We start from the raw sequence: 12,097 nt of genomic DNA on the forward strand, positions 1-12,097 counted from the left end.
TATGGAGTGGTACTCAAGCGGCTGAAGAGGACGGTTTGCTAAACCGTTAGTGGGCGTAAGTCCAGCGAGGGTTCAAATCCCTCCCACTCCGCCACGACGTTTGCCAGCGTAGCTCAATTGGTAGAGCAACTGACTTGTAATCAGTAGGTTGCGGGTTCAATTCCTGTCGCTGGCTCCACTTTTCTTACGGGGCGTAGCTCAGCTTGGTAGAGCGCTACCTTGGGGTGGTAGAGGTCGCACGTTCAAGTCGTGTCGCTCCGACCATTCAAAAAACCCCAAACACTTGCGGTCGTGGCGGAATTGGCAGACGCGCTAGATTCAGGTTCTAGTGGTCGCAAGGCTGTGGAGGTTCAAGTCCTCTCGACCGCACCATTAAGCGGAAGTGGCTCAGTGGTAGAGCATCGCCTTGCCAAGGCGAGGGTCGCGAGTTCGAATCTCGTCTTCCGCTCCATTCGCGCCCGTAGCTCAGTGGATAGAGCACTGGTCTCCGGAACCAGGTGCGCAAGTTCGATTCTTGCCGGGCGCACCATTTGTTGTGATATAGGGGAGTAGCTCAACTGGCAGAGCGGCGGTCTCCAAAACCGTAGGTTGCGGGTTCAAGTCCTGTCTCCCCTGCCAAAACCTTTGAAACCATTGATGGCTCGGTCTTTGTGGGCTTTTAGTAAGCTTCAAGTAAAGCACCGAAAAATCGTTAAAACTGCGATAAAATTGAGTAAACCGTTGGCCTATTTACAAAGTAGGTCAGCGGTTTTTTCGTTATTTCTGGCCAGAAAACTTGTCAGAAAGGCGATGAAAAGACGATGAGAAAAATGAAAGAATTGTCCGTAACTTACGACAGTTGGGAAGCAGCGATGGAAGATTTTCTTTTTCAAAAAGAAAGTGAGAACCTTCGTCCTCGAACCATCGAAGATTACAGAAGCCACATTAGCCGTTTCTTCCGTAACCACCCAGAAGCTTTCGGTGGCTCTAAGCAAGCATTAACTACAGCAGTTAAAGAACACTTTTCCGGCACCAAGTCCAATAACTACTTTAACGGCAAGCTGCGTACCTTATCGCCATTTTTCCGGTGGCTACACAGCCAAGGCGTAATTCCCTGCAATCCTTTAGAAAATATTAAGGGCAAGAAGCAGACGAATCGTATCGTTGAGTTATCGACAGAGACGTTAAAAGAGTTATTACAGCAGCCAAACCGTCAAACCTTTGCAGGGCTAAGGGATTATACGTTGATGCTTACGTCCATCGAAGTAGCTGCTAGGCCCAATGAGCTTCTGTCGTTAACTCCCAATGACTACAATTTCCGATCTCGTGAGTTAATCATTCGTGAAGAACATGCTAAGACCCATGAACAGCGAACACTTCCGTTGCTTCCACAGGTGGCCAATGCGATCAATGAGTTTTTACGTTACAGGCCCGATGAATGGAACAGCGATGTATCGATCTTCTGTACGGAAGATGGCAGGAAGTTAGCTGTGGAAAGCTGGGGGAAGAAGGTTAAAGCGTATGGCAAGAATATTGATGTTCATGTAACGCCTTATATGTTCAGACACGCCTCAGCCTTGCATCATTTGCGAAATGGAGCAGATGTGTTTACGGTTCAACGTATTCTTGGTCATGCTGATTTGAATATGACGAAAAGGTACTTGGCTTTGACTCAAAGTGATGTGAGGGAGGTACACAGTTTGACTTCGCCAGTGAATGATATTTTGAATACAGGTAGAAAGAGAGTTAGGTCGTTGGCGAAGCAGGGGAAGAGGTAGGATTGTTGTAGTTGACTGAATGACTGTTGTAGTTAATTAATTGAGTCGTTTGAGTTAAGGCTGTAGTTATCAATATAGAAAGAGAGACCCGTCAGAAATGACTTCTGGCGGGTTTCTTGCTATAGATCATAAGTAAGTAAATAACGCTAGCTCATTAAATATCAAGAATAGTAATATGAAAATGTCCTTTGATTTGTATAAATATTGTATGCAGTCAGCAGTAGAGAATAGTGTTCTATTTTTTAGCAGTTATACATACATTAAAGAGGAAATCTACTAAAGGGGGATTGACTGATGACAATTATAAGATACAGCTCTGATTCACATAGCACGGTGAAGTATATTAAGAATAATCTAGAGTTTATTGGTAACATAACTAGTTTTGAAGCGTACTTTAATGATGAAGATATCCCAGAGATTTATCGAAATGTTCCTGATGTATATCTGGTCGATGGAAAACGTAAAGATAGTTCAAAGAACTACACACTAATACTAAGAGACGACGAAAATGAGCAAGAAATATGGTTAGACGGTGCTAATTGTGGATATGGTGGCAGTGGGCCATGTGCAACTGTTCAAATTTTGCAAACTTTAGGCATTAAGTATGATTACGAGAGAATTCATAAAGAAAAGATAATTAATGAGAAAAATCCCGTTTCGTTCCATGACCTAAACATGATAGTATATCGACCAGAAGATGTCATAGGAATACGACAAGAAAAAATTTTGAAAGTAAAAATGTCTTTTGAAAAAGCCTATCAAAAATATAATACTAAGAAGTCGTTAGAACAATTAGGAATTATACAACCTTTGAGTAATTTTCAACATGAACATGATAATAACGGCGATATTGAAACTTATTACTTTGATAACTTACCCTATTCTACAAAAAAAGAATGGGCTGATTATACTACAAACAATGCATTAACATTAAAACAAATTTACGCAAAACTAGACACTGAAACGATTGAAGATATCATTAGAGATATTTCTTATAACTACAGCGAAAGCATTGAAGTTGAGAAATTATAAATGATTACTTCTTTTTCTATCAACAGAAAAAATTAAAGTATTTTCGCTTTCCTTTAAGTTAGTGTGCTGAATTTATCATAAAAAGAAACCCGTCAGTAATGACGGGTTTTTGCTGTACGTTGCCATTCTCGTAGAGCCAGTTGACTATAGTATCTCGTTTTTGCTTTCGACGGTCATCCTAGAAAGCCGTATTATATCGAAGCTATCGTTGTGTAGTTATCCTACCCCAATCTTCTCAACAGCGTTAGCTTTCGATTTCTGCGAAACTCCACCGTACTTCTCCATAAAATAATCCAAGCTATCAATCCCCATTAACTCCTGTATAACCTCTGGCCGGACATCCATCTCTAGCAGTTGAACAGCAAAGGTCTTTCGTAACGAAAATAGGCTATATAAAGGAAGGTTTGCTTTCACCAGCAGTTGATGAAACTTCCTCGTAAGATTCCGTTGCAGAACGGCTGTCCCTTTTGACGTCGTAACCACAAAGCCTGTATCTACATATTGATCGCCAGTAAGTTGCCTATCATAATCCTGATAGACCTTCCATCGTTGCAATGCTTTGATAAGGTGGCTGTTTAATGGTATCTGCCGTTGACGATCTTTTCTGTTCGCTTCTTGCAAAATAACTTTGTAGTTATTGCCGTTAACTACAGTTTCATCATCATTTCTAATCCTTACAGCCGATAAGCGAAGGTTGATGATTTTTTTATCGAGATCCACGTCAACCCATCGAAGGGCTAGCAGTTCGCCAACTCGTAAGCCCGTTCCCAGTAGAAGTTGAAAAGCGATACACAGCCTGTCCTCTTTGGCGATGGCAAGGAAAGTGGCCATTTCCGTTGGACTCATATAGGCCATATCGGTGTTATCGTTATCATCTTCTTTTCGTGGCTTATGTACGGTGTCGGCAATGTTGACCGTTACATGACCTTCTTCAACAGCTTTCCGTAATGCCGACCTAGCTGTAATCAAAATCAACTCAACCATTCGATTGGATAAGCCTGATTGTAGTTTGTCGTTAAGTAAAGTTTGTAGTTGTGACGCTTCTAAAGCTGTAAGGGAACAGTGACCCAACGTAGGCTTTAGGTGGTTGTTTACGATGTAGCTGTGGTTCTCCCAAGTTCGTGGCCGGACGTTGGGTTTTACGTGGTCTCTTAGCCAAAGGTCTAGCCAATCGGAAAAGGACAGTTCTTTCGGTGGTTCTGGTACGGTGATGTTCGGTTGTAGTTGTTGGTCGGCAAGGACAGTGGCTTTCCAAGCTACGGCCTCGTCGTAATCCTTGAAGGATTTACGTTTGTAGTCGTGTTTGCCGTTGGATTTCTTTCCTACGTAGATTTGACTAATCCAGTAGCCGTCCTTACGTTGATAAATGCTGCCCTCGCCTTTACGGTTACGTTCCCTAGACATAACGGCTGCTCCTTTCACAGTTGTAGTTGGTGGTTAACTGTTGTTGGGGCAGTTGTAGTTTATCTAGGGTGGGGGGAGAAGTGAAGTTAAAGTTGATAGAAGCTATCTATGTTAAGATGAGTCGTGTGGGCGGAAAGATTGAAAACAAGCATGCTAAGGATGTGAAATGTTCGATTTGCGTAGTATGACTTAGGTAAAAAATGCAAAATAAAAGGTTATACTTAACAAAAAGTAAAATTATAATATTGAAGAATAATTTTAGGTTATTCATGGTTTATTCTACACAAATCGACAAATTTCCCATAACAATTGTGGTAATATGATTTATAACAAGGTAAAAGGAGGGGATTTGTTGTGTCTCTCAAGTACATCAAAATTAATAACTTTAGAGGACTAGATACTTTTTCTGCTTCAATCAGTGATGGCATGTTAATTATAGTTGGTCAAAACGATGTGGGAAAATCTTCTGCATTAAAAGCTATTCAAATTTTTTTAGAAGATGGGAGGCCTGCTCTTGATGATTTTCCCAAATTTAATCAAGATGCAATGATCGAAATCGAAATTCATTTTAACGTTTCAGGACTAGAAGAGTTAAAACACGAAAACTTACTTAAACTTAAGCAAATTTATAGAAAAGATAGTAATAAGGTTAATGTTCAAAAACAGCTTTATTCCAAGACATATAAGCCGACAGAAGAAGAATTGGATAGTTATAAAAGCTTGAAATCTATTGGGGAAAAACTTGGTGTTGAATTTCCAACTAGAAAACCTAGCAATGCTGATGAAATAGAAGATCTTAAAAAAAGGGTAATTGCAGAAGTAGATTCATTGGAACCTTATGGATGGAACGAGCTTCAAAAAGAAGATTGGATTCAGGTAGAAAAATTACTTCCTGAAGTGTTATTTGTACCAGCAGCCCAAGACCACGACAATGAACAAAAAATGACAAGTGATTCTTCGGTTTTCGGAAAGTTATTTAGAGTTGGTATTAGAAATTGGCTTAAAGTAGATCAGTCAAGTAAAAGTGCAATTAATACAATTGAAGGTCAAGTAAAATCTATTAATAGTAAGATATTGAAAATTGTAGAAGATAAATTGAAAGAGCAAACACCATTAATAGAAGAGCTAAAACAAGAACTCGAGCCTCTTGATGTTAGTAAAGGATTTACGTTTACAATGTTTGTAAAAGATGGACAAGGTATAGATACACCTTTATCACAAAGAGGAAGTGGTCTTCAACGTTCGGTTTTAATAGCTATACTTAGAGCTCAGAATGAAATTAACGACTTAATTACTAAAATGAGCCATGAAAGTCAACAAGAAAATAATAGTGAGGATATTAAACCTACTTTATATATAATTGAAGAACCAGAAGCTTTTTTACATCTAGCAGCTCAAAAAGAGCTTTTCTACTCTTTAAAAGATTTATCTGAAAAAAGTGGACAAGTTTTTATTACCACACACTCAACGTTATTTATGGACGAAGCAGATATGCAAGATATTGTACTATTAACAAGACAAAACGGAAAAACAATCTCATTACAGCATATACCTGAAGAGCAGATTCACACTACTCTTGGAGAGTTGCGAGTTAGCGAATTACTAACAGGAAAAGTTTGCTGCATAGTTGAAGGAGTATCTGATAAACAAGTTTTTCAAAATTGGATTAAAAAATTAGGTTTCGATCCCAAAAGACTGGGAATTCACTTTATAACAATGGATGGTTGTGCAAATGCCGAATATTATGCAAATGCAGATATTTTAATAGATTTTCAAATTCCTTTTGTCTTAATTCTTGATAGAGATAAACATGAAGATGGAAGAGATCCTGATAGAATAAAAAATCGAATTGAAGATAAGCATAGATGGCTTAGAGGTAAGGAAAGAATTAGAATTTTAGACGGTGAGTTAGAAAACTACTTTGTGTTAGAAGCTGTATCAAACGTACTTAGAATTCCAATTGAACTGATAGATCCTGCGGAATATGATAATGATCCAAAAGAGGCTATGGCTATAGCTAGACACAGAGCAGAAGAAGCAGGAAAAGTTGGCGTGCGTGTGTATAATGAAAAGCGTGATAGTAAAAAAATAGCTGAATTAATGACAAAGGAAGATATACTAGTTAGGGATGATATTAAAGAAGTAATAAAAATGTTGATAGAATTATCAGGTGAAGAGTTTATTGACGATTCACAGGATGATGTTGCCTAATACTTCTACTAAAATTTACAAGCGAGTCTAAAAAGAGTATTATCTTTATTTTTTAGCGACCTCGTATTAAAGCGAAGTCGCTTTTTCCATTTTATTGAGAATTAAAAAGGAAGTTCTGTAAGTACGTCGAATTACTATCATAAACAGGATTTTCTGTAGCGAGTTGTTACCTACTGTATTTTCGAGGCTTGCAATGAAATTAACCTCCTATCGTCTATCCTTCAACAGAAAACAATTCTACGGCTCTCTAGCCGTTTTTCTCTTTGCCACTGGTCTGCTCTTTCATCTCATATCTGAAGTCAACACGCCTGCCCTTTTCTACGACGAACTCCCCAGTAGCTTCAAAACGATCAATTTTCGTTGGAACGACCAACCATGGCCACAGCATAAGTCAATGATAAAAACGGCAAACGGCCACATCGTGAATTGGCACGATATGACCGTCAATGAAGCTGTTGGACAATGGGCTAGCGATATGATTGCTAGAGGACTACCAGATCAGGTTTTTAACCGGGTCTGGACTATCATTCTGCCTAAAGATAGTGTTCCATTCCGTGACGCTTTTGGTATAGTATTACCTTTTCGTTGGGGTTATGTAGTTGTTATAGCTGGCCAATCGCGTGGGTTTAATCCTTATCTGCCAGAGATATTCGCTCATGAAGTCGGTCATATCTATGATTTTCGATTAATGGAACATGAAAGCCGTCAACAATGGATGAATAGCAACGGCTTCGAAGGTCAATCAGTGGATGAATGGACAGTTGGTGGAATCGATAGTCCTAGCGAGATATTTGCAGATTGGGTTATGGAGCGATATGGTAGTGATATTGTAAAAGGAGATTAGATATGTCTGAAAAACGCAATCCTGCTTGGCAACGAGATGAATTGATTTTAGCGTTAGATCTATACATGCGAACGAACCCTCTACAAATAAGTGCATCGCATAGAGAAGTAATAGATCTAAGTGAAATATTAAATAGACTGCCTATTCACGGCATTAGACCAGATGCAACAAAATTTAGAAATTCAAACGGTGTTTATATGAAGCTATGTAATTTTTTGCGATTTGATCCAAGTTATCAGGGTACAGGTTTGCAAAGAGGTGGAAAACTAGAAGAAGAAATATGGAAGGAGTTCTTCCAAAAACCAGAACTCCTTCGTAAAGTAGCCTCAGCAATCAGAAATAGTATCAACGAAACCACAAACACTGTCATTTATGAGGATGAAGACGAATTTCCAGAAGGAAAAGTATTGTTTAGACAGCATAAATATCGTGAGCGAAACAGAGCGTTAGTTAGAAAAGCAAAAGCAAGGGCAATGAGGGAGTATGGAAGGCTACAATGCACAGTGTGTGATTTTGACTTTCATGAAACATACGGTGACCTTGGTGAGGGATACATAGAATGCCATCATACAGTCCCTGTATCTGAGTATGTGGGGGAAGTCAGAACAAAAGTTCAAGATGTAGTATTGGTATGTTCTAACTGTCATCGTATGTTGCACAAAAGAAGACCGTGGTTAACAATAATGCAGTTGAAAGATGTTTTGAAGGTCTGACTTTAATATTAAACGGCAAACGGCCACATCGTGGATTGGCACGATATGACCGTCAATGAAGCTGTTGGCCTGTGGGTCAGCGATATGATTACTAAAGGATTAGTAGATTAGGTATTAACCGGGTCTGGTTTGTCGTTCGTGGTTCTAACCTTAGACGTATTTTTTCAATTTGACTTTCGTCCCTAAGTGTTTGCTTTGAACTTTTTCTTTGACTATATTAATGCCGTGCAACTTTATTTTTCTTAAAGATGTTAATGATTCTCTTGGGGTGTTAATAGCCTCAATTATTTTTTCAGCTATTGCTCTTGCTAGCAACGGTGGAACAGCATTTCCAACTTGGGTGTACTGAGGTACTTCGAATTTTCTTCTTTGTCCACCAGTAGTTCTTTTGCCTAAAAAAACAAAACTGTCATCAAACGATTGTAATCGAGCCATTTCACGCACTGTAAGTATTCTGTCCTCAAATGGTGAGAGAAAATCATCGGGTAATGTTACCATTGTGGGAGCTAGGCTTGTACTAGATAATCTAATACGACTATTTTTTTTTGTTAATAAAGCCTCTAAGAGTTCTTCGGATAAATTCTTGCCTCTAAACACGTCTATGATTTCTCTAACAGTGTAGTTCTTATGTAACCTTCTAGCACATTCTTGTAAAAGATAGGGATATCTTTCTAAATCAAGACCTTCTTCAAGGATTCTTTTTATTAGCATTGATGAACTTTCACCCTGCCGATACAATGAGAACCTTTGAATAATTAGTGAGTTGTGCTTAGATATTTCATGATTATGAATATTATTAAAGTTTGAAATAGAGATACCATTAAAATTAGGTGTTCTACCTATTTTTGACTGTATTTGATAGCTAGTATCTTCTGGATTAAACTGAATGCGTAAGTCTGGATTTATGATGAGATCACCAAATGCATCAAGTACGGAAATTTTTTGGCCTTCTTCGGCAGTTATTGCTCTAGGATACAGAGGAGTTACTTGATTATGTAAGTAAGCTATAAATATTACTCTTCTCCTTCTTTGTGGAACCCCGTAATCCGAAGCATCAAGGACTTTAGGTTTTAATGTGTGATAACCAATTTCTTCAAACTCTTCTAATAGTATTTCAGGTAGAAGTACGTCGTCAGCGTATTTCTTCTTTTTTACGCCTTCAAAGCCATACAGTTTAGTATCTAAAAAACCTTCAACATTTTCCATAACGACATATTTAGGGCGTATTTCATCTACAATTCTTAAATACTCTCTAAAAAGAAAGTTTCTAGGATCGTCTTTTTTTCGTTGACCTGCTCTACTGAAACCTTGACACGGAGGTCCTCCAAAAATGGCGTCTATAGGAGGTATCTTTTTACTTCTAAATATCTCAAGATTTTCAATACTTCTCCTTATGCCCTCGCCAGTAAGCTCCTTTATATCTGCAAGTTCAAAATGAGTGTTCTTACCCTGAATATATCCAAGCTGTAGGTGTCGACTAGTATATGTTGCTTGGACAGATTCATTGATATCGCTTGAATATATAATATGAAATCCTGCTTGGAGTATACCTTCACTCATTCCTCCAGCACCACAGAATAAATCAATAGCTAATGGTTTATTCATTTCTATCACCTCGTTCAAATAAAAACTTGTTATTCTTAATTACAACTTGTATAATTTAAAAAATGAATTTTTACATTTTATTATCCTATATTTTGATGAAAAAGTCCAGGGGTAAAATAGAAAATCGACATTCTTTTATCATAACAATTTTGTTGGAAGAAAAGCAAGTTTGAGGAGTGAATAAAATTGTCGCAGACAATAATAGAACATCTCAGAAAAGAAGCAATAAATCATCTCTTTAGTCTTGATACAGTCCAAAATTGCTGGTCAATTTGGAAAGCCCAAATACAACAACAATTACCAGATCTAAATGCAATTAATGTACTGGACTTAGGGGATCATTTAAGTAATGTTTTTAGAAGTACAGGTGGAAATGGGCGAGGTCAAGGGGAAGTTTCAGGCGGAGGTACCGCATGGGAAGCGTTGATTTGTTGGTATATGAATCTTTGTTTATTAGAAAGTAGGACAGTGGTTGTAAAATTTAAAAAACGCTTAATACCAACCCCTATAAGGGAAGCACTGATAGTCAGTTATGGAGCATCTCCGACATCGACTGAATCGGATTTAGTTGCTATTACATTTCCAGAAAAAGAAATTTACGCCGGAAATAAGTTAGATATAGTAGCTCGCGACCATGCCGGACAAATTATCCCAACAACTGTTGGAAGAAATAGGTTTAATTACGAAAAAATAATAGACTCTTTAGCTGACATAGATTTTAGTGATTATGAGGTTGGAGTAATACAGTGTAAAACAAACTGGAATGATAGTGCTCAAATACCAATGTTATGGGACATGGTCTATGCTTCTGAAGGTTTTTCAAGAAATCAAATATCTGTTGGGACATCTGCGTACAAAATAAGAAACCTTAGAAAATTTTCCTATTCCTTCGTTACGGTTCCTACTAATAAAGGGTCATTTACACAAAACACTCTGGCAGTTAAAAGAGTTCAGAATATTTCAGGAGGTAACTACTGGGGGCAAGCATCTCAACCGGGTGTAGTGTATTCGGTGAAAGAAATATTCGGAAGAAACTTCAGTTCAAGTACTTCAATAGGTACAAGAGCAACTTTAAACGCGGCATTGCCTAAATTATCGCAAGAGTATTCGTATTTTGACTTAATTTAATTTGGATTTATATCTCAATTCTCTCAAATGTTTGCTATAGACAACGACATACTATAAGTTCAATATAAAAGGGAATAATCGAACATTCAGTTATTTGACAACTATGAAATCTTTTAGACATAATATTTTTACTTGTACCCCCACTCTACAGAGATGTTAACCAACGAAGAGCAGTTCCCCACACATCGTGGCTGGACTGCTCTTTTCTAATTTTGTAGAGGACGGTGGCTTTATGACGATCAACAGCAATCTCCAACTCGACACCATCCACAACATCGACATCCACGATGGCCTCCGATTACTCCCCGACAACAGCATCGACCTAATCATAGCTGACCCACCGTACGGTATCAGCTATCGCAGTAACAACCGTAAATCCAAGTTCAACGTAATCCAAAACGATCAGATCATTATGACCGACTGGCTATCCGATGCCTACCGTGTTCTCAAAGACGGTGGGGCCATGTACTGCTACACCCGTTGGGACGTGTACCCTCTTTGGTGGCATCATCTAGCCAATCAATTCAAGATAAAGAACACCATCATCTGGCATAAACGTGGTGGAGGAATGGGTGATCTTCGTGGGGCCTATTCGCCAACCCACGAGTTAATCATTTATGCCGTGAAAGGCCGACATATCTTAAACGGAAAAAGAACCAGCGACGTATGGGATGTTCCCAGAGACGCTGGTTCTTCGTATGTTCACCCAACTCAAAAACCTGTTAAGTTGGCAGAGATTATTATTGAGAAATCGTCACAGCCGGGGGATGTCGTGTTAGTACCGTTTTGTGGTAGTGGTGGGGACTGTATTGCTGCGAAGAAGCTGGGGAGACGGTTTATCGCCTTTGACATTGAACAGCAGTATATCGAAGCAGCGAATGAACGGTTGAGGGAGGTTGCGTAAGGTTATCGTCAATTACAGGTTAAACACATCTTAAACAGCCTATCGTGTTCAACCTTTGTTCACCCCAACAGCCATCTTCCGTAGCCATCCGATCTATCGTTTTTCAACGACAAAACTGCCCTGACCAGCTAAGTGAAATGACCTATGGGTAAAGTTTACTCATAGCCTATGGGTAAAGTTTACTCATAGACTGTGGGCAATGCTTTACTCATAGGCTATGGGTAATTTCGGGCCGATTGAGTAGATTTACGTGTCTCACTATGGGTAAACAGTTACCCACTAACAAGAAGGATACAAGAAACAAGAAACAAGATACAGGAGAGAGAAACAAGAGACAAGAGACAAGAATCAAGAGACAGGAGAAAGAGACAAGAATCAAGAGAGAGTTATATTACTTGTTTAGTTATTTTGTAGTTGACGTAAACTACGTGTCCCCTTAACGTAACAACCACACCAACAGCTCTAGACATCGATAACGTCTAGGGCTGTTTATTTTTAT

At 38.7% G+C, this 12,097-nt stretch carries 9 protein-coding genes and 7 tRNA genes; 14 read left to right on the plus strand and 2 right to left on the minus strand.

Features of this window, described 5'->3' with window-relative positions:
* Positions 1 to 3: 3 nt before the first annotated feature.
* From FTV88_RS06885 to FTV88_RS06925, 9 genes are all read left to right on the plus strand, one after another.
* Positions 4 to 94 (plus strand) — tRNA-Ser (locus tag FTV88_RS06885).
* A gap of 8 nt (positions 95 to 102) precedes the next feature.
* A tRNA-Thr gene (locus tag FTV88_RS06890) sits at positions 103 to 178 on the plus strand.
* 9 nt (positions 179 to 187) lie between these two features.
* Positions 188 to 264 (plus strand) — tRNA-Pro (locus tag FTV88_RS06895).
* A gap of 21 nt (positions 265 to 285) precedes the next feature.
* A tRNA-Leu gene (locus tag FTV88_RS06900) sits at positions 286 to 372 on the plus strand.
* Between the two features lie 4 nt (positions 373 to 376).
* Positions 377 to 451: transfer RNA gene (locus FTV88_RS06905), tRNA-Gly, on the plus strand.
* 3 nt (positions 452 to 454) lie between these two features.
* A tRNA-Arg gene (locus FTV88_RS06910) sits at positions 455 to 529 on the plus strand.
* 13 nt (positions 530 to 542) lie between these two features.
* A tRNA-Trp gene (locus FTV88_RS06915) sits at positions 543 to 618 on the plus strand.
* 182 nt (positions 619 to 800) lie between these two features.
* Positions 801 to 1,757, plus strand: a complete 957-nt coding sequence (locus tag FTV88_RS06920; protein ID WP_153724964.1) for a tyrosine-type recombinase/integrase — start codon at positions 801 to 803, stop codon at positions 1,755 to 1,757.
* A gap of 294 nt (positions 1,758 to 2,051) precedes the next feature.
* Entirely contained in the window at positions 2,052 to 2,789 is a 738-nt protein-coding gene (locus tag FTV88_RS06925; protein ID WP_153724965.1) for a hypothetical protein, read from the plus strand.
* 216 nt (positions 2,790 to 3,005) lie between these two features.
* On the opposite strand, the gene FTV88_RS06930 is transcribed toward FTV88_RS06925, so the two are convergent.
* Positions 3,006 to 4,193 carry a tyrosine-type recombinase/integrase gene (locus FTV88_RS06930; RefSeq protein ID WP_153724966.1) on the minus strand — a complete coding sequence of 396 codons (1,188 nt, stop codon included), beginning with the start codon at positions 4,191 to 4,193 and terminating at the stop codon, positions 3,006 to 3,008.
* Positions 4,194 to 4,547: 354 nt separating this feature from the next.
* On the opposite strand from FTV88_RS06930, the gene FTV88_RS06935 reads away from it, so the two are divergent.
* The 3 genes from FTV88_RS06935 to FTV88_RS06945 all read left to right on the plus strand — a co-directional run bounded on the left by FTV88_RS06935 (position 4,548) and on the right by FTV88_RS06945 (position 7,961).
* Positions 4,548 to 6,404: an ATP-dependent nuclease gene (locus tag FTV88_RS06935; protein WP_153724967.1), complete on the plus strand. Its 1,857-nt coding sequence runs from the start codon at positions 4,548 to 4,550 to the stop codon at positions 6,402 to 6,404.
* Between the two features lie 421 nt (positions 6,405 to 6,825).
* On the plus strand, positions 6,826 to 7,248 hold the full coding sequence (locus FTV88_RS06940) for a hypothetical protein (RefSeq protein WP_153724968.1): 423 nt from the start codon (positions 6,826 to 6,828) through the stop codon (positions 7,246 to 7,248).
* Positions 7,249 to 7,250: 2 nt separating this feature from the next.
* Positions 7,251 to 7,961, plus strand: coding sequence for an HNH endonuclease (locus FTV88_RS06945; RefSeq protein ID WP_153724969.1), 711 nt, complete (start codon positions 7,251 to 7,253; stop codon positions 7,959 to 7,961).
* A gap of 150 nt (positions 7,962 to 8,111) precedes the next feature.
* Here the strand turns inward: FTV88_RS06945 and FTV88_RS06950 are convergent, their stop codons facing one another.
* Complete coding sequence (locus FTV88_RS06950) at positions 8,112 to 9,566, minus strand: DNA cytosine methyltransferase (protein WP_153724970.1); 1,455 nt, start codon at positions 9,564 to 9,566, stop codon at positions 8,112 to 8,114.
* 186 nt (positions 9,567 to 9,752) lie between these two features.
* On the opposite strand from FTV88_RS06950, the gene FTV88_RS06955 reads away from it, so the two are divergent.
* Together FTV88_RS06955 and FTV88_RS06960 are read left to right on the plus strand one after the other, a co-directional pair.
* Positions 9,753 to 10,694, plus strand: coding sequence for a hypothetical protein (locus tag FTV88_RS06955; RefSeq protein ID WP_153724971.1), 942 nt, complete (start codon positions 9,753 to 9,755; stop codon positions 10,692 to 10,694).
* Between the two features lie 232 nt (positions 10,695 to 10,926).
* Positions 10,927 to 11,598 (plus strand): DNA-methyltransferase, encoded by a 672-nt coding sequence (locus FTV88_RS06960; RefSeq protein WP_162007934.1) that lies wholly within the window; start codon positions 10,927 to 10,929, stop codon positions 11,596 to 11,598.
* Positions 11,599 to 12,097 lie beyond the last annotated feature (499 nt).

Source organism: Heliorestis convoluta, assembly GCF_009649955.1.
GTDB lineage: Bacteria > Bacillota > Desulfitobacteriia > Heliobacteriales > Heliobacteriaceae > Heliorestis > Heliorestis convoluta.

Coding starts and splice junctions, on each gene's coding strand:
- FTV88_RS06925 (WP_153724965.1), top strand. CDS start 2,052: ATGACAATTATAAGATACAGCTCTGATTCACATAGCACGGTGAAGTAT.
- FTV88_RS06920 (WP_153724964.1), top strand. CDS start 801: ATGAGAAAAATGAAAGAATTGTCCGTAACTTACGACAGTTGGGAAGCA.
- FTV88_RS06945 (WP_153724969.1), top strand. CDS start 7,251: ATGTCTGAAAAACGCAATCCTGCTTGGCAACGAGATGAATTGATTTTA.
- FTV88_RS06950 (WP_153724970.1), bottom strand. CDS start 9,566: ATGAATAAACCATTAGCTATTGATTTATTCTGTGGTGCTGGAGGAATG.
- FTV88_RS06930 (WP_153724966.1), bottom strand. CDS start 4,193: ATGTCTAGGGAACGTAACCGTAAAGGCGAGGGCAGCATTTATCAACGT.
- FTV88_RS06960 (WP_162007934.1), top strand. CDS start 10,927: ATGACGATCAACAGCAATCTCCAACTCGACACCATCCACAACATCGAC.